Genomic DNA, 19481 nt, shown 5'->3' with positions numbered 1-19481 from the left:
GGCGCCTCTCCAGTTCTCTGAGCTTAGCGCAGAAAATCAGTGGTGATGGCCACCTTCGCCATGGACGTGACCATGAGCGACTTCTTCCTGGCTGGCGTCACGGATGGCAACGACCTTCACTTTGAAGTTCAGGCGCTGACCGGCCAGCGGGTGGTTGCCGTCGACGGTGACGTCGTCGCCGTCCAGATCACGGATGGTGACGATCTGCATCTGACCGTCCGGCGCCGAAGCGTGGAACTGCATGCCGACTTCCAGCTCGTCGACACCTTCGAACATGCTGCGGCTCAGGGTGCTGACCAGTTCGGCCGAGTACTCGCCGTAGGCATCTTCCGGCTCGACGGAAACTTCCAGATCGTTGCCGACTTCCTTGCCTTCCAGGGCTTTTTCCAGGCCCGGGATGATGTTGCCTGCGCCATGCAGGTAAACCAGCGGAGCGCCGCCGGCGGAGCTGTCGATGACCTCACCAGCGTCGTTGGTCAGGGTATAGTCGATGGAGACAGCCTTATTGGCGGCGATCAGCATGGGGCGAGACCTTTTGCATAAGAATATAGAAAGGCCAAGTTTAGCGAAGCAATCGCTCGAAAGCGACCATAACCCTGACAAACGGGACTCGACGATTACAGGCTTCCATCAGGACGAGGACGGTCACTGGGTGGCCGAGCTCTCCTGCGGCCACACCCAGCATCTGCGCCACCAGCCACCCTGGCAGTCGCGGGCATGGGTGCTGGACGCAACGCAACGTATTGAAAAAATAGGCCAACCCTTTGCTTGCGGTTGGTGCGCTCAAGGCTCGGTTAGCGCTAACCTTGACGCCTGAAAAACCGGTGGAAGGCCAGCCATAGGCCCACGCCCTTGCCATGCACCCTTAGAGAATCCGCATGCAAACTTTTTTTATCGCGCCCACCGATTTTGGTGTGGGTCTGACCTCCATCAGCCTCGGGCTGGTGCGTACGCTGGAACGGGCCGGGCTGAAAGTCGGCTTCTTCAAACCGATTGCCCAGCCCCATCCAGGCGACACCGGCCCTGAGCGCTCCACCGAACTGGTGGCCCGCACCCATGGCCTGAAACCGCCGCAGCCACTGGGCCTGGCCCATGTCGAGCGGATGCTTGGCGACGGACAACTCGACGAGTTGCTCGAAGAAATCATCGCTCTCTACCAACAGGCTGCCGTCGGCAAGGACGTACTGGTCGTCGAAGGTATGGTGCCGACCCGCAGCGCCAGCTATGCCGCGCGGGTCAACCTGCACCTGGCCAAGAGCCTGGACGCCGAAGTGATTCTGGTCTCGGCGCCGGAAAACGAAGTGCTCACCGAACTGTCCGGCCGCGTCGAGTTGCAGGCGCAACTGTTCGGCGGGCCGAAAGACCCGAAAGTCCTCGGCGTGATCCTCAACAAGGTCAAGACCGACGAAAGCATGGACGCCTTCGCCGCGCGTCTGAAAGAACATTCGCCGTTGCTGCGCAGCGGTGATTTCCGTCTGCTCGGCTGCATTCCGTTCCAGCCCGAACTCAACGCCCCGCGCACCCGCGACGTCGCCGACCTGATGGGCGCCCAGGTGCTCAACGCCGGCGACTACGAAACCCGGCGCATGACCAGGACCATCATTTGCGCACGCACGATGCGCAACACCGTGGACCTGCTCAAGCCCGGCGTGCTGGTGGTGACCCCCGGTGATCGCGACGACATCATCCTCGCCGTCAGCCTCGCGGCCATCAACGGCGTACCGCTGGCCGGCCTGCTGCTGACCAGCGACACCCTACCGGATCCGCGCATCATGGACCTGTGCCGTGGCGCATTGCAGGCCGGTTTGCCGGTGCTGTCGGTGAGCACCGGCTCCTACGACACCGCCAACCTGCTCAACGGCCTGAACAAGGAAATTCCCGTCGATGACCGCGAGCGGGCGGAAATCATCACCGATTTCGTCGCCAGTCATCTGGATGCCAACTGGCTGCATCAGCGCTGCGGTACGCCGCGGGAAATGCGCCTGTCGCCAGCCGTGTTCCGCTATCAATTGATTCAACGCGCGCAGGCCGCCAACAAACGCATCGTCCTGCCCGAAGGCAGTGAGCCGTTCACCGTGCAGGCGGCGGCGATCTGTCAGGAACGCGGCATTGCCCGTTGCGTGCTGCTGGCCAAACCGGCGGACGTCGAAGCTGTCGCACGTGCCCAGGGCATCACGCTGCCGCCGGGGCTGGAGATTCTCGATCCGGATCTGATCCGCGAGCGCTACGTCGAACCGATGGTCGCCCTGCGCAAGAGCAAAAGCCTCAACGCGCCGATGGCCGAGCAGCAACTGGAAGACACCGTAGTGATCGGCACCATGATGCTGGCACTCGATGAAGTCGACGGGCTGGTTTCCGGCGTCATCAACACCACTGCCAACACCATTCGCCCGGCCCTGCAACTGATCAAGACCGCACCAGGCTGCACGCTGGTGTCGTCGGTGTTCTTCATGCTCTTCCCGGAGGAAGTGCTGGTCTACGGCGACTGCGTGATGAACCCGCACCCGAGCGCCAGCGAACTGGCCGAGATCGCCCTGCAAAGCGCCGACTCGGCCGCCGCATTCGGCATCACCCCGCGTGTGGCAATGATCAGCTATTCCAGCGGCGAATCGGCCACCGGCGAGGAAGTCGAGAAAGTCCGCGAAGCCACCCTGCTCGCCCACGAACAACAGCACTCGCTGCTGATCGACGGGCCGTTGCAGTACGACGCCGCCGCCAACGAAACCGTAGCCCGGCAACTGGCACCGAACAGCCAGGTGGCCGGTCGCGCCACGGTGTTCGTATTCCCCGACCTGAACACCGGCAACACCACCCACAAAGCCGTGCAACGCAGCGCCGATTGCGTCAGCCTCGGCCCGATGCTGCAAGGCCTGCGCAAACCGGTGAACGATCTGCCGCGCGGCGCGCAGGTCGACGACATCGTCTACACCATTGCCCTGACCGCGATTCAGGCTGCCAACCGACCTCTGGATATCTGACCCGATGCTGGCTTTTCTCCCTGCCCCCCTGCGCGGCGTGATCGCCGCGCTGCTGTTGGCGCTGAACACGATCCTGCTGTGCTCGTTCCTGTTTCTTGTGGCGCTGATCAAAGTGCTGCCGTTCGACCTCGCACGCCGCGCTTCGCGCTGGCTGATGAGCCACACCCACGAAGCCTGGATCAGCAACAACAAAGGCTGGATGAACCTGGTGCGCCGCACCCGCTGGCACCTCAGCGGCCTGCAAGGTCTGGACTACCAGCACTCGTACCTGATCACCAGTAACCATCAAAGCTGGGTCGACATTCTGGTATTGCAATACGTGCTCAACCGGCGCATCCAGCCGCTGAAGTTCTTTCTCAAGCAGGAACTGATCTGGGTGCCGGTGATCGGTCTGGCGTGGTGGACGCTGGGCTTTCCGTTCATGAAACGCTATTCAAAAGCCTATCTGGCAAAACACCCGGAAAAGAAAGGCAAAGACCTGGAAACCACCCGCAAGACCTGTGCGAAATTCCGCGACAACCCGGTAGGCATCTTCAACTTTGTCGAAGGCACACGCTTCACCGAAGGCAAGCACGCGCAGCAGCAATCACCGTTCAAATACCTGCTCAAACCCAAGGCAGGCGGTATTGCGTTCGTGCTCGATGCCATGGGTGAACAACTGGAGTCGATCGTCAACGTGACCATCCACTATCCGGGTGGACGTCCAGGTTTCTGGGATCTTCTGTGCGGCAACGTGCGGGACGTGGTTGTGCATTTTGAAGAATTGAATATCCCGCCACAGTTCATCGGCAAGAACTACGACCAGGACGGCGAATACCGCCTGCAATTCCAGGGCTGGATCAATCAGCTGTGGCAAGACAAGGATGCGCTGCTTGCACAGATGCACCGCGAATATCCGGATCGCCGCTAACTGATCATTTCCACGCAGAGCGTGGGAACGAACAATAAAAAAACCCGCAGACAATCGCTTGTCTGCGGGTTTCTTTTTGCAGTTGACGCTTAGATCGCGCCACGCTTGCGCAGCAGATCCAGCACTTGCTTGACGCTTTCATCCAGCGACAACGATTGGGTGTCGATCACCAGATCAGCATCCAGCGGCACGTCATACGGGAAGGATTCGCCCGGGATGTTGTCGCCACCGGCAGCATACAGCCCCTGCGGATCACGTTCGGCACACACGGCCGGCGAAGCCTGGACGTAGACCGTCAGCAGACGTTCCTTGCCGATCAGATCCCTGGCCTTCTCGCGACCTTCCGCACTCGGCGCCACGAATGCTGCCAGCGTCAGCAGACCGGCTTCGTTGAACTGACGGGCAACGTGCGCCGCACGGCTCCAGTTCTCGGTGCGACCTGCGCGATCCTGTGGCAGGCCTTTATTCAGGTCATGACGCAGATTTTGACCATCCAGCACGAACACTGCACGGCCCATGTCGAACAGTTTGCGCTCGACCGCATAGGCCAGCGTGCTCTTGCCCGCGCCCGACAGACCGCTGAACAGCACGGTGGCCGGCTGCTGGCCGAAACGCTGGGCGCGTTCTTCGGTCGCTACATGGGCCAGTTTGCCGTGGTGCGTGGCAGCGCCATGGGTCACCGGCTGGGCGACGATCATGCCGGCGCCGACGGTGCCGTTGGTCAAACGGTCGATGACGATGAACGCGCCAGTGGTGCGGTTGCTGTCGTAACCGTCGAGGGCGATCGGTGCGTCGAGCGCGATCTTGACCTTGCCGATTTCGTTGAGCTGCAACGCACTCGCCGGGCCTTCTTCGAGGGTGTTGACGTCGACCTTGTTGACGATGCTGGCGATGGAGCCCGGCACGTAACTGGTGGCACGTTTGATGTCGTACTTCTTGCCCGGCAGCATCGGCTCTTCAGCCATCCACACCAGCATCGCTTCGAAGCTGTCAGTGACCGGTGGCACGTTGTCGGCATGCACCAGCAGGTCGCCACGGGAGATGTCGATTTCGTCTTCCATGGTCAGTGTCACGGCCTGACCCGGGCCTGCATGCTCCAGCTCACCTTCGAAGGTAACGATGGATTTCACGCGGCTGCTCTTGCCCGACGGCAAGACCACGACTTCGTCACCCTTGTGCACGATGCCGCTGGCCAGGGTGCCGGCGAAACCACGGAAGTTCAGGTTCGGGCGGTTGACGTACTGCACCGGGAAACGCAGATCGGTGAAGTTGCGGTCGCCCGCCACTTCCACGGTCTCGAGGATTTCCATCAGCGACTGGCCGGTGTACCACGGCGAGCGCTCGGACTTGTTCACCACGTTGTCGCCCTTGAGAGCGGACATCGGCACGAAGTGCATGCTGGTCGGCTTCATCTTCAAGCCTTCGGCGAACTTCAGGTAGTCGGCCTTGATCGACTCGAACACGCCCTGGTCGAAGCCTTTGAGGTCCATCTTGTTGATGGCGACAACGATGTGCTTGATGCCCAGCAACGAGGCGATGAAGCTGTGGCGACGGGTCTGGGTCTGCACGCCGTAGCGGGCGTCGACCAGAATGATCGCCAGGTCACAGGTGGACGCACCGGTGGCCATGTTGCGGGTGTACTGCTCATGGCCTGGGGTGTCGGCGATGATGAATTTGCGCTTGGCGGTGGAGAAATAGCGGTAGGCGACATCAATGGTGATGCCCTGCTCACGCTCGGCCTGCAGGCCGTCGACCAGCAACGCCAGGTCGATGTCGTCACCGGTGGTGCCGACTTTCTTCGAGTCACGGGTAATCGCTTCGAGGTGATCTTCGTAGATCATCTTCGAGTCGTGCAGCAGGCGCCCGATCAAGGTGCTCTTGCCGTCGTCGACGTTACCGCAGGTCAAAAAGCGCAGCAGCTCTTTACGTTCGTGCTGGCCCAGGTAGGCGAGGATGTCCTCGCTGATCAAATCAGATGCGTGCGACATGACAGCCCCTTAGAAATAGCCTTGACGTTTCTTGTCTTCCATCGAGCCTGCGCCATCGTGGTCGATGACACGGCCCTGGCGCTCGGAAGTTCGCGTCAGGAGCATTTCCTGAATGATGTCCGTCAGGCTTTCGGCCTCGGACTCCACCGCGCCCGTCAACGGGTAGCAGCCAAGGGTACGGAAACGCACTTTCTTTTTGACGATGCGCGCCTTGTCCTCGTCGGACAGGTGCTCGAGGATGCGCTCGTCGTCGATCATGATCAGCGTGCCGTTCTTCTCGATCACTTCGCGTTCGGCGGCGAAGTACAGCGGTACGATCGGGATGCCTTCGAGGTAGATGTACTGCCAGATGTCCAGCTCGGTCCAGTTCGACAGCGGGAACACGCGGATGGATTCGCCCTTGTTGACCTTGCCGTTGTAGACGTTCCACAGCTCCGGACGCTGGTTCTTCGGATCCCAGCGGTGCTTGCTGTCGCGGAACGAGTAGACGCGCTCCTTGGCGCGGGACTTCTCTTCATCGCGACGGGCACCGCCGAACGCGGCGTCGAAACCATACTTGTCGAGTGCCTGCTTCAGGCCCTCGGTCTTCATGATGTCGGTGTGTTTGGCGCTGCCGTGGGTGAACGGGTTGATGCCCTGCGCAACGCCATCCGGGTTGACGTGGGTGATCAGGTCCAGGCCCAGCTCTTCGACCATCTTGTCGCGGAACTTGTACATCTCCTGGAATTTCCAGCGGGTGTCGACGTGCATCACCGGAAACGGCAGTTTGCCCGGGAAGAACGCCTTGCGTGCCAGATGCAGCATCACGGCGGAGTCTTTACCGATGGAGTACAGCATCACCGGGTTGTCAAACTCGGCGGCCACCTCGCGGATGATGTGGATGCTTTCCGCCTCCAGCTGTTTCAGATGCGTCAGTTTGTCGACCATGGCTACTCACGAAAGCTTTCTTATGAACGGCCAGCGGGCCGTGTTCGAGCGGGGAATCCTAGCACAGCGTCCCTCTTCTAATCAGGGCGCGAACTAGAACGAAAGAGCATATGAATATGCTCGTGCGTTTGGCCGCTCCCCCAAGGAACCCGGGCCGACTCAGATCGGGTTGGGGCAGTCGATGAAGATATGTTCGAGCGCGAATCGCTTCGCCAGATAATCGCCCAGCGCCTGCACGCCGTAACGCTCCGTGGCATGGTGGCCGGCGGCAATGAAGCTGATGCCGTTTTCCCGGGCGCTGTGGAAAGTCTGCTCGGAAGCTTCACCACTGAGAAACAGATCGACGCCGGCCGCGATGGCATTGTCGATGTAGCCCTGCCCGCCGCCGGTACACCAGCCGACCCGACGTATCATCGCGCTGCCTTCGACCAGAAGGGGTTCACGGCCCATGCGTTCCTGTACCCGGCGGGCGAAATCCCGGGCGGTCACCGGCTCGTCCAGCGAACCGACCAGGCCGACGATCTTCAGATTGTCCGGATCCAGCGGCCCCTCGACGGTGATGTCGAGCTGACGGGCGAGTTGCACGTTGTTGCCGACGTCCGGGTGCAGATCCAGCGGCAGGTGATAGGCCAGCAGACTGATGTCGTGTTTGAGCAGGGTCTTCAGGCGCCGCTGCTTCATGCCGGTGATGCACGGGTTCTCGCCCTTCCAGAAATAGCCGTGATGCACCAGCACCAGATCCGCCTCGGCTTCGACGGCGGCATCGAGCAATGCCTGGCTGGCGGTGACGCCGCTGACGATGCGCATCACCTGCGGACGGCCTTCGACCTGCAGGCCGTTGGGGCAATAATCGGCAATTTTTGCACTGCCGAGGTAGCGGTCGGCTTCTTCGACCAGGGTACTGAGGGCAACGGCCATGAAAGACTCCTGAAAATCCCGTTCAGAGGCGCGCGCGGCCTCGTATAATGCGCGACATTATGGGCGGTCTGACCCCGCCTGCAACTTTTCCAGGACGTGCTTAATGCTCAAGGCGCTGCGTTTTTTCGGCTGGCCGCTGTTGGCCGGTGTGCTTATCGCTCTGTTGATAATTCAGCGTTACCCGCAGTGGGTCGGGCTTCCGAGCCTCGACGTCAACCTGCAACAGGCCCCGCAGACCACCAGCACACAGCAGGGGCCAGTGTCCTATGCCGACGCGGTGGTCATCGCCGCGCCATCGGTGGTCAATCTCTACACCACCAAAGTCATCAACAAACCGAGCCATCCGCTGTTCGAGGACCCGCAGTTCCGCCGCTTCTTCGGGGACAACTCGCCGAAGCAGAAACGCATGGAGTCGAGCCTCGGTTCCGGCGTGATCATGAGCCCCGAAGGCTACATCCTGACCAACAACCACGTCACCACCGGTGCCGACCAGATCGTTGTGGCACTCAAGGATGGCCGTGAAACCCTGGCCCGCGTGATCGGCAGCGACCCGGAAACCGACCTGGCGGTGCTGAAGATCGACCTGAAAAACCTACCGGCGATCACCGTCGGGCGCTCTGACAACATCCGCATCGGCGACGTCGCACTGGCCATCGGCAACCCGTTCGGCGTCGGCCAGACCGTGACCATGGGCATCATCAGCGCTACCGGCCGCAACCAGCTGGGCCTGAACAACTATGAAGACTTCATCCAGACCGACGCGGCGATCAACCCGGGCAACTCCGGCGGCGCGCTGGTCGACGCCAACGGCAATCTCACCGGCATCAACACCGCGATCTTCTCCAAGTCCGGCGGCTCGCAAGGCATCGGCTTCGCGATCCCGGTGAAGCTGGCGATGGAAGTGATGAAGTCGATCATCGAGCACGGTCAGGTCATTCGCGGCTGGCTGGGCATCGAAGTACAACCGCTGACTCAGGAGCTGGCGGAGTCGTTTGGTCTGTCCGGGCGTCCGGGGATCGTGGTGGCGGGGATTTTCCGCGACGGCCCGGCACAGAAGGCCGGCCTGCAACTGGGTGACGTGATCCTCAGCATCGACGGCGAACCGGCCGGTGATGGCCGCAAATCCATGAACCAGGTGGCGCGGATCAAGCCGACTGACAAGGTCACGATTCAGGTGATGCGCAACGGCAAGGAGTTGAAGCTGACCGCCGAGATCGGTCTGCGTCCGCCGCCGGCGCCGGTTCAGGAAAAAGAAGAGTAAGCGTCGCCACAACTGACTGTAAGAGCGGAGGCGTTCGCCCCGCTCCCTCCCCCAGACATGCAACATGTCTGAATGCCCATTTACGTGTGTTCGCGATAACTCTACAAACCAATCAATCTACCTCACCTGTCAGATATGACAGGTGAGTTCAGTTCGTCTGTCTATTAATGTTGAGCTTCCGCAACTCGGCCACAGAGCGTTGAGTTTGATCCCATCAAACTTCGTTTTTTGAAAGGAAGAATCATGACAACTCAACAACAGTACGATTTCAAAAACCTGCCAGACAGCAAGGATGAACCAAGCTTCGACATTGGAGAGGCCAATATCGAATGGCAGGGTAAAAGGCTTACGTCGAAAATTGTTTTCTTCAATAACGGCTTGATAACCGCAAACTACATAAAACCGGATGACGGCTCAACCGGGGGTGGGACAGACAATGATATCTTTGTCATTAGCCTGCTTGCTAACACAAAATATAACTTTCAACAGTTTTACGAACTCGGCGTTACACACCATCACTTTGGCTGGGCTTTAAAGTACGACAATAAACTGCACTATCCTAGAACCGGCTCGACCACCGGAACATTCTCAACTGGTTACAGAAGTATTGACGCAACCATTGAAATGATTTTCGAGAGCGGCGATGTTGCAAAAATTACATTCAAAGCCCAAAAACGTCTCGAATAAGTCTGTTCAAGAACAGAGCTATGACCGCTGAACCGCACAGTCCCCGCCGACAAAGCGGGAACTGTGCTTATTCAACAATCACAAATCGCCGAGTCCCTCAATCAACGCCTGATTCTGCTCCGGCGTACCGATCGAGATCCGCAGGAACTGTGCAATCCGTTCCTGTTTGAAGTGGCGCACTATCACGCCCTGTTCACGCAGTTTGGCTGCCAGCCCCGCCGCATCATGCTGCGGATGCCGGGCGAAGATGAAGTTTGCCGCTGACGGCAGCACTTCAAAGCCCTTGGCCTGCAACTGCGCAACCACCCACTCACGGCTCTCGATGACCAATGCGCAGGTCTTGTCGAAGTATTCGCGATCCTCGAATGCTGCCGCCGCGCCGACATTCGCCATGCGATCTAGCGGATAAGAGTTGAAGCTGTTCTTGACCCGCTCCAGTGCCTCGATCAGGTCCGGATGGCCGACCGCCAGCCCCACCCGCAGGCCCGCCAGCGAACGGGATTTGGACAGGGTCTGGGTGACCAGCAGGTTTGGATAACGGTCCACCAGGCTGATCGCGGTTTCGCCGCCGAAGTCGATGTAGGCCTCGTCGACCACCACTACCGAATCCGGGCTGGCCTTGAGAATCTGCTCGACCGCTTCCAGCGCCAACAGGCAACCGGTCGGTGCGTTCGGGTTGGGGAAGATGATCCCGCCGTTCGGATTGGCGTAGTCCGCCGGATTGATCCGGAACTGCGCGTCCAGCGGCACCGCGTCGAACTTGATGCCGTAGAGACCGCAGTAAACCGGATAGAAGCTGTAGCTGATGTCTGGGAACAGCACCGGCCGATCGTGTTGCAGCAGGCCGTGGAAGATGTGCGCCAGCACTTCGTCCGAACCGTTGCCGAGGAACACCTGATTACTCTGCACACCGTAGTAGTTGGCGACGGCGTTTTTCAGCAGGTCGCTGTTCGGATCCGGGTACAGACGCAGGTTGTCGTTGAGTTCGGCCTGCATTGCCGCCAGGGCTTTTGGCGACGGGCCGTACGGGTTTTCGTTGGTGTTGAGTTTGACCAGACGGGTCAGCTTCGGCTGCTCGCCCGGTACATAAGGCACCAGATCCTTGACGAACGGGCTCCAGAATTTACTCATGTTCAGTTCCCCTTCACTTCGTCTTTGATGCGGTACTCGGCGCTGCGAGCGTGGGCGCTCAGCGATTCGCCACGGGCCAGGATCGATGCGGTCTTGCCAAGTTCCGAAGCACCGGCCTCGGAGCAGAAGATGATCGACGAGCGTTTCTGGAAGTCATACACACCCAGCGGCGAAGAGAAACGCGCGGTGCCGGAGGTCGGCAATACGTGGTTCGGGCCGGCGCAGTAGTCGCCCAGTGCTTCGGAAGTGTGGCGGCCCATGAAGATCGCGCCGGCGTGGCGGATCTGCGGCAGCCAGGCCTGCGGGTCGGCGACCGACAGCTCCAGGTGTTCCGGGGCAATGCGGTTGGCGACTTCGATGGCCTGGGCCATGTCACGCACGTGGATCAAGGCACCGCGACCATTGATCGAGGTTTCAATGATGGTGGCGCGATCCATGGTTGGCAGCAGCTTGTCGATGCTCGCGGCGACCTTGTCGAGAAACCCGGCGTCCGGGCTGACCAGGATCGCCTGGGCGTCTTCGTCGTGCTCGGCCTGGGAGAACAGGTCCATGGCGATCCAGTCCGGATCGGTCTGGCCGTCGCACACCACGAGGATTTCCGACGGGCCGGCGATCATATCGATGCCGACCTGACCGAACACGTGACGCTTGGCCGTGGCGACATAGATGTTGCCCGGGCCGACGACCTTGTCCACCTGCGGCACGCTTTCAGTGCCATAGGCCAATGCGGCAACGGCTTGCGCTCCACCGATGGTGAACACCCGGTCGACGCCGGCAATGCACGCCGCCGCCAGCACCAGTTCGTTGACCTCGCCACGCGGCGTCGGCACCACCATCACCACTTCGGTCACGCCGGCAACCTTGGCCGGAATCGCGTTCATCAGTACCGACGACGGGTACGACGCCTTGCCGCCCGGCACGTACAGGCCGGCGCGATCCAGCGGCGTGACTTTCTGGCCCAGCACCGTGCCGTCGGCTTCGGTGTAGCTCCAGGAATCCTGCTTCTGTTTTTCGTGGTAGCTGCGCACCCGGGCGGCGGCTTTTTCCAGCGCTTCGCGTTGCGGCACGGTGATGCGGGTCAGGGCCAGTTCCAGACGCTCGCGCGGCAGGATCAGGTCTGCCATGGAGGCGACTTCGAGGCCGTCGAATTTCTGGGTGAACTCGACCAGCGCCGCGTCACCGCGCTCGCGCACAGCCTTGATGATGTCCAGCACCCGCTGATTGACCGAGTCGTCAGACACACTTTCCCAGCTCAGCAGATGATCCAGATGATGCGCGAAATCCGGGTCAGCAGCGTTGAGTCGGCGAATTGCAGTCGGTGCGGTCATAGCGAGAGCCTCATAGGAATGGCAAAAACTCAGGCGCCCTAACTTAGCAGTCGTTTCCGCTTGGGCACCTGAGATTCTGGCTATGAGGCGGATAGACGGGCGCGACTCAAGGTCGCGCAGGTACATCAGCCGCGGTGTCGAGACTCCACTGCCTTGCGCAGGGTGTCGATCAACGCCTGGATTCGGGCGTGTTGCATTTTCATCGAAGCTTTATTGACCACCAGACGCGAGCTGATCGTGGCGATCAGTTCCTGAGGTTCCAGGCCATTGGCACGCAGGGTGTTGCCGGTGTCGACCACGTCGATGATCTTGTCGGCCAGACCGATCAGCGGCGCCAGTTCCATCGAGCCATAGAGCTTGATGATGTCGACCTGACGACCCTGCTCGGCGTAGTAACGCTTGGCAACGTTGACGAACTTGGTGGCCACGCGCAGGCGACCCTTGGGCTCGACCGCGCCGACCTTGCCGGCGGTCATCAGCTTGCACTGGGCGATCTGCAGATCCAGCGGCTCGTACAGGCCCTGACCGCTGTATTCCATCAACACATCTTTACCGGCAACGCCGAGGTCGGCCGCGCCATGCTCGACATAAGTCGGCACGTCGGTGGCACGCACGATCAACAGGCGTACGTCTTCCTGGGTCGTGGGGATGATCAGCTTGCGGCTCTTGTCCGGATTCTCGGTCGGCACGATGCCCGCTTCGGCGAGAAGCGGCAGGGTGTCGTCAAGGATGCGGCCCTTGGACAGTGCGATGGTCAACATGGGAAACGTCAGTCCTTATCAAGGTACTCATGCCCGGTCGCAATCGGCGCCGAACATACTTCGAGGGCGTCACCACCCCCGATCAAAACGAATTCAACGGACACTTCCCTGTGTCCCGATGCAGCGACTAGCCCGGAACGCGACGGATCTTGGCGCCCAGCATCTGCAGTTTTTCCTCGATGCACTCGTAACCACGGTCGATGTGGTAGATGCGGTCGATCAGGGTATCGCCTTCGGCCATCAGGGCCGAGATTACCAGACTGGCAGAAGCCCGCAGGTCGGTTGCCATCACTGGCGCGCCCTTGAGGATTTCAGTGCCGGTCACGATGGCCGTGTTGCCTTCGACCTGGATCTTGGCGCCCATGCGGTGCAGTTCGTACACGTGCATGAAACGGTTTTCGAAGATCGTCTCGATCACGGCACCCGTGCCTTCGGCAATGGCGTTGAGCGAGATGAACTGCGCCTGCATGTCGGTGGGGAACGCCGGGTACGGGGCGGTGCGCACATTGACCGCTTTCGGGCGCTTGCCGTGCATGTTCAGCTCGATCCAGTCTTCACCGGTAGTGATTTCTGCACCGGCTTCACGGAGCTTTTCCAGAACGGCTTCGAGGATGGTCGGATCGGTGTCCTTGACCTTCACACGACCGCCGGTGACCGCGGCGGCCACCAGGTAGGTGCCGGTTTCGATACGGTCAGGCATGACCTTATAGAAGGCCGAACCCAGACGCTCAACGCCATCGATGGTGATGGTGTCGGTGCCGGCGCCGGATACCTTGGCACCCATGGCGTTCAGGAAGTTCGCCAGGTCGACCACTTCAGGTTCGCGGGCGGCGTTTTGCAGCACGCTGCGACCCTTGGCCAGAGCAGCGGCCATCATGATGTTTTCGGTACCGGTCACGCTGACGGTATCGAAGAAGAAGTGCGCACCGCGCAAGCCACCTTCAGGCGCCTTGGCCTTGATGTAGCCGCCTTCGACGTCGATGATCGCACCCATGGCCTCCAGGCCGCGGATGTGCAGGTCGACCGGACGCGAGCCGATGGCGCAACCGCCAGGCAGGGCGACTTCGGCTTCACCGAAGCGCGCGACCATCGGGCCCAGCACCAGGATCGAGGCACGCATGGTTTTCACCAGCTCGTACGGGGCGATCAGGGTCTTGATGGTGCGTGGGTCGATTTCGACGCTGAGCTTTTCGTCGATCACAGGCTCGATGCCCATGCGACCGAACAGCTCGATCATGGTGGTGATGTCGTGCAGGTGCGGCAGGTTGCCAACAGTCACCGGGCCATCGCACAGCAGAGTGGCAGCCAGGATCGGCAGGGCGGAGTTCTTCGCCCCGGAGATGCGGATCTCGCCATCAAGACGAGCGCCACCGGTAATAATCAATTTATCCATAAGAATCTCGACGCCCTAGGGCTCAGGTGCGCTCGGCCCAGGCCGCGCTGCTGAAAAATTTCATAGTGACCGCGTGGATGCTGCCATCGGCGATCCATGGGTTCAAATGGGCATAGATGCTTTGCTGACGCTTGACCGGGCTCAACGCCGCCAGTTCATCACTAATCACGTTCAGCTGAAAGTTGCAGCCTTCGCCTTCAACTTCCACCAGCGTTCCTGGCAGCTTTCCTTCAAGGAAGCTCTTCACTTCTACGGCCTGCATGCTCAACCTCAATCGGCGCCCTGTGCGCACGGGTCGGACATCATACAAAAAAGCCCCGCGCCTGCGAACCCCGCTGCGCAGGACTCTGACGGGGGGCTTCCCTGTAGATGCGGGTTCAGGGTTGCGCCAACAGCTCGGTCAGCTCGCTGACCTGAGCGATTTCGCGCATGTCTTCCGGCATCTCGCGGATGCTGACGGCCTTGCCGGCAGCTTTCGCGTCGCGAATGAAGCACAGCAGCAACGACAGACCGACACTGCTGGACTTCTCCACCGCCGAGCAGTCGATGACCAATGCCGGAGCATTGCACGACTTGATCAGCGCCCGCCCCTGCTCCCGAAGACCGGGCCCGGTGCGGTAATCCAGCACGCCAGTGAGCTGCAGCACACTGGCTTCGTCCAGACGAACGGCCGACTCGGTCATTGGGCTGGCTTCTCTTGTTTCTCGGCGGTCTGCTTGGCCTTGGCCACTTCGCCGGCCCAGCCGTTGATGGTCTTGTCCAGGTCGTTGCCGTTGCGCTGCATCGCGTCGGCGAACTGGTCACGGAACAGCTTGCCGATGTTGATGCCGTTGATGATCACGTTACGCAGCTTCCACTCGCCGTTGATCTTCTCCAGCGTGTACTGAACCGGATAGATCGCGCCGTTGTTGCCCTTGACGGTCATGCCGACGCTGGTGCGATCGCCCGACTCATCCTTCGGCGCATCGACGGTGATGCCCTGGTTGTTGTATTCCAGCAAGGCGTTGCCATAGAACTGGAACAGGCCACGCTTGAAGTTTTCCTGGAAGGTCTGCATCTGCGCCGGCGTGGCCTTGCGCGAGTACTTGACCGTCATGATGCTTTTGGAAATGCCTTCGGCATCCACCACCGGACCCACGATGTTGTTCAGCGCGGTGTAGAAATCCTGCGGATCCTGCTTGTACTTCTCTTTATTGGCCGACAGATCGGCGAGCATCCGGTTGGTAGTGTCCTGAACCAGATCGTGCGCCGACTGCCCGGGCGCAGCGTTCGCCAGCAATGGCAGTGTCGCGAGCAACACCAACAGGCCACGTCGCAAGGTAGAGATCATTCAAAAGCTCCTCATTTGGCGTCTTTGCTAACGGTATTGAGCAGGAATTTACCGATCAGGTCTTCCAGTACCAGTGACGACTGGGTGTCGTGAATGGTTCCACCATCCTTGAGCCGGGTGTCTTCCCCGCCCACGCTGATACCGATGTACTTCTCGCCCAACAGGCCAGCGGTCAGGATAGACGCTGTGGAGTCGGTCGGCAGGTTGTCGACCTTCTTGTCTACCAACAGAGTAACGCGGCCGGTGAAGCTGTCGCGGTCCAGATCGATCGCCGTGACCTTGCCGATGGTCACACCGGCCATGGTCACTTTGGCTCTGACCGTCAAACCGGCGATATTGTCGAAGTAGGCATATAGCTTGTAGGTATCGGTGGTCGAAGTCGGAGACAGGCCACTGACCCGCAGGGCAAGCAGCAACAAGGCCAGGATCCCTGCCAGCAGGAACAGGCCGACACCGATTTCCAGGGTGCGGTTTTGCATCAGAAATCTCCAAACATCAAAGCGGTCAGAATAAAGTCCAGGCCCAGCACTGCCAGCGAGGCAAACACTACGGTCTTGGTGGTGGCACGACTGATTCCCTCGGAAGTGGGTTCACAGTCGTAGCCTTGGAATACGGCGATCCAGGTCACGACAAAGGCGAATACGATACTTTTGATCACGCCATTGAGCACATCGCTGGAGAAGTTCACGCTGTTCTGCATGTTCGCCCAGTAGGAGCCTTCATAGACGCCCAGCCAGTCGACCGCGACCCAGGAACCGCCCCAGATGCCGACCACGCTGAAGATCATCGCCAGCACCGGCAGGGAAATGAAACCGGCCCACAGGCGCGGAGCAATGATGTACTTGAGTGGATCGACACCGATCATTTCCAGGCTGGACAACTGCTCGGTGGACTTCATGTTGCCGATTTCCGCCGTCAGTGCCGAACCGGCACGACCGGCGAACAGCAGCGCCGTCACCACCGGTCCCAGCTCACGCAGCAGGGTCAAGGCAACCATCTGCCCCACCGCCTGCTCCGAGCCATAGCTCGACAGGATGTTGAACCCCTGCAGCGCCAGCACCATGCCGATGAAAATCCCGGAGACCACAATGATCACCAGCGACATCACACCGACCGAATGCAGTTGCTTGACCAGCAGGCCAAAGCTGCCACCGATGCCGCCTCGACCGAGCAAGGCATGAAACAGGAACAGGGTCGAACGCCCGAATACCGCGACGGTGTCGATCCCCGCCTGGCCAAACCGACGCACACGCTCCATTAATGTAATTCTGCGCATCAGCGGCGCTTCCCCAGAAGATCTGCGCGGTAATCCGTCGCTGGAAAATGATATGGCACCGGACCGTCGGGATCACCGGTCATGAATTGACGGATTCGCGGCTCGTCCGAGTTCATCAGCTCATCCGGCGTGCCCTGCCCCAGCACCTGACCATCGCCCACGACATAAATGTAATCGGCAATGCTCGCGGTTTCGGCGAGATCGTGGGAAACCACGATACTGGTGATCCCCAATGCATCGTTGAGCAGGCGGATCAGGCGCACCAGAACGCCCATGGCGATCGGGTCCTGGCCGACGAACGGTTCGTCGTACATGAGAATCTGCGGATCAAGTGCAATCGCCCGAGCCAGAGCCACGCGACGCTTCATGCCGCCGGACAGCTCATCGGGCATCAGCTCGATGGCCCCCCGCAGACCCACGGCCTGCAATTTCAGCAGGACGATGTCGCGGATCATTTCTTCCGGCAACTCGGTATGAACGCGCAGGGGAAAGGCGACGTTCTCGAACACGTCGAGATCAGTGAACAGGGCGCCGCTCTGAAACAGCACGCCCATGTGCTTGCGCGCGTCGAACAGATCGCTGCGCGACAGCGCAGGCAGGTTCTGGCCATTGACCCAGACCTCGCCCTTCGATGGACGCAACTGGGCCCCCATCAGGCGCAGCAGCGTAGTCTTGCCACACCCGGAAGGCCCCATGATTCCGGTGACCTTGCCGCGCGGGATGCGGATATCGACGTTATTGAAAATGCTCCGCGCACCGCGCTTGAAGGAGACTCCCTTCAGCTCGACCGCGTAGGCGTTATCGGCACTCATCTAAACTCCTTGCGATGCAGCCTCTCACTCGGACGCCTGGCTTTCTGGAGAAAGCCCTTACATCCCGGGCAGGCCGAACTGGCGGCGAACTATATCACTGCAAAGGGCAAGCGCCCAAGGCCTCTCCCCGGCCACGTTCAGCGATATGACAGGCCGCAAGCGTTTAACTGAAGGCTTTTGTTAACAAGGAATGACAAAGCACGACGAACTTGCGTGAGGCTTTTCAACATAACCGCTATAATCGCCGCCTTTTCATCGGGCTATACGATTTCTGACATGAGCCAAACCAGCGACCTGATTCAATCGGCACAACGCACCATCCGCCTCGAAGTGGAAGCCGTACAAGGCTTGTTGCCCCATATCGACGCCGATTTCGTACGCGCTTGCGAGATGATTCTGGCCAGCAAGGGCCGTGTAGTCGTGGTCGGCATGGGCAAGTCCGGGCACATCGGCAACAAGATTGCCGCGACCCTGGCCAGCACCGGCACCCCGGCATTTTTCGTGCACCCGGCCGAAGCCAGTCACGGCGACATGGGCATGATCACCCGTGATGACGTGATCCTGGCCCTGTCGAACTCCGGCTCCACCAACGAGATTGTTACCCTGCTGCCGCTGATCAAGCGGCTGGGCATCCAGCTGATCAGCGTGACCGGCAACCCGCAATCGCCACTGGCCAAAGCCGCAGAAGTCAATCTCAACGTTCACGTCGAGCACGAAGCCTGCCCGCTGAACCTGGCGCCGACCTCCTCGACCACTGCCGCCCTGGTCATGGGCGATGCCCTGGCCGTCGCGTTGCTGGAAGCCCGCGGCTTCACCGCCGAAGATTTCGCCTTTTCCCACCCGGGTGGCGCACTCGGCCGTCGCCTGCTGCTGAAAGTGGAAAACGTCATGCACGCAGGTCAAGAGCTGCCGCAGGTACAGCGCGGCACCCTGCTCAAGGACGCCCTGATGGAAATGACCCGCAAGGGTCTGGGCATGACCGTCATTCTCGAAGCCGACGGCAGGCTTGCCGGGATCTTCACCGACGGCGACCTGCGCCGCACGCTGGATCGCAGCATTGATGTACACAGCGCGACCATCGACCAGGTGATGACCGTACATGGCAAGACCGCCCGCGCCGAAATGCTCGCTGCCGAAGCCCTTAAAATCATGGAAGACCATCGAATCAACGCACTTGTCGTCGTGGACGAGGACGATCGCCCGATCGGCGCCTTCAACCTCTCCGACCTGCTGCGCGCAGGAGTGATGTAAATGAGCAACGATCTGCTGCAACGCGGCAAAGCCATCAAACTGGCGGTTTTCGACGTCGACGGTGTTCTCACCGACGGGCGCCTGTACTTCCTTGAAGACGGTAGCGAATTCAAGACGTTCAATACCCTCGATGGCCAGGGCATCAAGATGTTGATGAACGCCGGCGTACAGACCGCCATTATCAGCGGTCGCAAGACTCCGGTGGTCGAGCGTCGGGCAAAGAACCTGGGTATCCCGCACCTGTTTCAGGGTCGTGAAGACAAACTGGTGGTTCTCGACGGTCTTCTGGAGCAACTGGGCCTAAGCTATGAACAAGTGGCTTACCTCGGCGACGACTTGCCCGACCTGCCGGTGATCCGTCGAGTGGGACTCGGCATGGCTGTAGCCAACGCCGCGGCCTTTGTGCGCGAGCACGCTCACGGCGTCACTCAGGCCCGCGGTGGCGAAGGTGCCGCCCGCGAATTCTGCGAACTGATCCTGCGCGCCCAGGGCAGCCTCGATGCCGCCAACAACGCGTACCTGTGAGTCAA

General features: G+C 60.4%; 21 protein-coding genes. 7 read left to right on the top strand and 14 right to left on the bottom strand.

Annotated elements, in window-relative coordinates; genetic code table 11:
• Window positions 1-36: 36 nt before the first annotated feature.
• Window positions 37-522 carry an FKBP-type peptidyl-prolyl cis-trans isomerase gene (locus ACSPX5_RS28370; protein ID WP_169428890.1) on the bottom strand — a complete coding sequence of 162 codons (486 nt, stop codon included), beginning with the start codon at window positions 520-522 and terminating at the stop codon, window positions 37-39.
• Between ACSPX5_RS28370 and ACSPX5_RS28365 the strand changes: the two genes are divergently transcribed.
• From ACSPX5_RS28365 to ACSPX5_RS28355, 3 genes are all read left to right on the top strand, one after another.
• Complete coding sequence (locus ACSPX5_RS28365) at window positions 491-817, top strand: DUF3565 domain-containing protein (RefSeq protein WP_169428889.1); 327 nt, start codon at window positions 491-493, stop codon at window positions 815-817. The two genes, ACSPX5_RS28370 and ACSPX5_RS28365, sit on opposite strands and share 32 nt — an antisense overlap.
• A gap of 61 nt (window positions 818-878) precedes the next feature.
• Window positions 879-2978 (top strand): phosphate acetyltransferase, encoded by a 2100-nt coding sequence (pta, locus tag ACSPX5_RS28360; protein ID WP_439820691.1) that lies wholly within the window; start codon window positions 879-881, stop codon window positions 2976-2978.
• Window positions 2979-2982: 4 nt separating this feature from the next.
• Complete coding sequence (locus tag ACSPX5_RS28355) at window positions 2983-3888, top strand: acyltransferase (RefSeq protein ID WP_439820690.1); 906 nt, start codon at window positions 2983-2985, stop codon at window positions 3886-3888.
• A gap of 89 nt (window positions 3889-3977) precedes the next feature.
• Here the strand turns inward: ACSPX5_RS28355 and cysN are convergent, their stop codons facing one another.
• From cysN to ACSPX5_RS28340, 3 genes are all read right to left on the bottom strand, one after another.
• Window positions 3978-5876, bottom strand: coding sequence for a sulfate adenylyltransferase subunit CysN (gene cysN / locus ACSPX5_RS28350; protein WP_207865244.1), 1899 nt, complete (start codon window positions 5874-5876; stop codon window positions 3978-3980).
• 9 nt (window positions 5877-5885) lie between these two features.
• Window positions 5886-6803 (bottom strand): sulfate adenylyltransferase subunit CysD, encoded by a 918-nt coding sequence (cysD, locus tag ACSPX5_RS28345; protein ID WP_119426713.1) that lies wholly within the window; start codon window positions 6801-6803, stop codon window positions 5886-5888.
• 159 nt (window positions 6804-6962) lie between these two features.
• Complete coding sequence (locus ACSPX5_RS28340; RefSeq protein ID WP_169428885.1) at window positions 6963-7721, bottom strand: Nif3-like dinuclear metal center hexameric protein; 759 nt, start codon at window positions 7719-7721, stop codon at window positions 6963-6965.
• A 103-nt stretch (window positions 7722-7824) separates the two neighbouring features.
• Between ACSPX5_RS28340 and algW the strand changes: the two genes are divergently transcribed.
• Together algW and ACSPX5_RS28330 are read left to right on the top strand one after the other, a co-directional pair.
• Window positions 7825-8982 (top strand): Do family serine endopeptidase AlgW, encoded by a 1158-nt coding sequence (gene algW, locus ACSPX5_RS28335; RefSeq protein WP_169428884.1) that lies wholly within the window; start codon window positions 7825-7827, stop codon window positions 8980-8982.
• Window positions 8983-9225: 243 nt separating this feature from the next.
• The gene (locus ACSPX5_RS28330; protein WP_323160019.1) at window positions 9226-9669 is read left to right on the top strand and encodes a hypothetical protein; all 444 of its coding nucleotides are present in this window, start codon (window positions 9226-9228) and stop codon (window positions 9667-9669) included.
• Window positions 9670-9747: 78 nt separating this feature from the next.
• Here the strand turns inward: ACSPX5_RS28330 and hisC are convergent, their stop codons facing one another.
• The 10 genes from hisC to ACSPX5_RS28280 form a co-directional block, all read right to left on the bottom strand.
• Complete coding sequence (gene hisC / locus ACSPX5_RS28325; RefSeq protein ID WP_439820689.1) at window positions 9748-10800, bottom strand: histidinol-phosphate transaminase; 1053 nt, start codon at window positions 10798-10800, stop codon at window positions 9748-9750.
• Between the two features lie 2 nt (window positions 10801-10802).
• The gene (hisD, locus tag ACSPX5_RS28320) at window positions 10803-12128 is read right to left on the bottom strand and encodes a histidinol dehydrogenase (RefSeq protein WP_169428881.1); all 1326 of its coding nucleotides are present in this window, start codon (window positions 12126-12128) and stop codon (window positions 10803-10805) included.
• A 125-nt stretch (window positions 12129-12253) separates the two neighbouring features.
• A complete protein-coding gene (hisG, locus tag ACSPX5_RS28315; protein ID WP_085746934.1) occupies window positions 12254-12889 on the bottom strand; it encodes an ATP phosphoribosyltransferase in 636 nt (211 codons plus the stop codon).
• Between the two features lie 127 nt (window positions 12890-13016).
• The gene (gene murA / locus ACSPX5_RS28310) at window positions 13017-14282 is read right to left on the bottom strand and encodes a UDP-N-acetylglucosamine 1-carboxyvinyltransferase (RefSeq protein ID WP_169428880.1); all 1266 of its coding nucleotides are present in this window, start codon (window positions 14280-14282) and stop codon (window positions 13017-13019) included.
• Between the two features lie 22 nt (window positions 14283-14304).
• Window positions 14305-14544: a BolA family protein gene (locus ACSPX5_RS28305; RefSeq protein WP_039769303.1), complete on the bottom strand. Its 240-nt coding sequence runs from the start codon at window positions 14542-14544 to the stop codon at window positions 14305-14307.
• Window positions 14545-14659: 115 nt separating this feature from the next.
• Window positions 14660-14965, bottom strand: a complete 306-nt coding sequence (locus tag ACSPX5_RS28300; RefSeq protein WP_169428878.1) for an STAS domain-containing protein — start codon at window positions 14963-14965, stop codon at window positions 14660-14662.
• Window positions 14962-15612 (bottom strand): MlaC/ttg2D family ABC transporter substrate-binding protein, encoded by a 651-nt coding sequence (locus ACSPX5_RS28295; protein ID WP_169428877.1) that lies wholly within the window; start codon window positions 15610-15612, stop codon window positions 14962-14964. The genes ACSPX5_RS28300 and ACSPX5_RS28295 overlap by 4 nt, the downstream gene beginning before the upstream one ends.
• Window positions 15613-15623: 11 nt before the next feature.
• Window positions 15624-16091, bottom strand: a complete 468-nt coding sequence (mlaD, locus tag ACSPX5_RS28290) for an outer membrane lipid asymmetry maintenance protein MlaD (RefSeq protein ID WP_169428876.1) — start codon at window positions 16089-16091, stop codon at window positions 15624-15626.
• Complete coding sequence (gene mlaE / locus ACSPX5_RS28285; RefSeq protein ID WP_065260854.1) at window positions 16091-16888, bottom strand: lipid asymmetry maintenance ABC transporter permease subunit MlaE; 798 nt, start codon at window positions 16886-16888, stop codon at window positions 16091-16093. Before mlaE ends, mlaD begins: the two co-directional genes overlap by 1 nt.
• Window positions 16888-17700, bottom strand: a complete 813-nt coding sequence (locus tag ACSPX5_RS28280) for an ATP-binding cassette domain-containing protein (protein ID WP_169428874.1) — start codon at window positions 17698-17700, stop codon at window positions 16888-16890. The genes mlaE and ACSPX5_RS28280 overlap by 1 nt, the downstream gene beginning before the upstream one ends.
• A gap of 276 nt (window positions 17701-17976) precedes the next feature.
• Between ACSPX5_RS28280 and ACSPX5_RS28275 the strand changes: the two genes are divergently transcribed.
• Complete coding sequence (locus ACSPX5_RS28275) at window positions 17977-18951, top strand: KpsF/GutQ family sugar-phosphate isomerase (RefSeq protein WP_169428873.1); 975 nt, start codon at window positions 17977-17979, stop codon at window positions 18949-18951.
• Window positions 18952-19476: a KdsC family phosphatase gene (locus tag ACSPX5_RS28270; RefSeq protein WP_007953567.1), complete on the top strand. Its 525-nt coding sequence runs from the start codon at window positions 18952-18954 to the stop codon at window positions 19474-19476.
• The last annotated feature ends 5 nt before the right edge of the window (window positions 19477-19481 follow it).

The organism is Pseudomonas sp. HLG18 (assembly GCF_051903985.1).
GTDB classification, from domain to species: Bacteria; Pseudomonadota; Gammaproteobacteria; order Pseudomonadales; family Pseudomonadaceae; genus Aquipseudomonas; species Aquipseudomonas fluorescens_BT.
The sequence above is the reverse complement of the archived record's forward strand: the minus strand, read 5'-3'. Positions and strand labels throughout refer to the sequence as shown.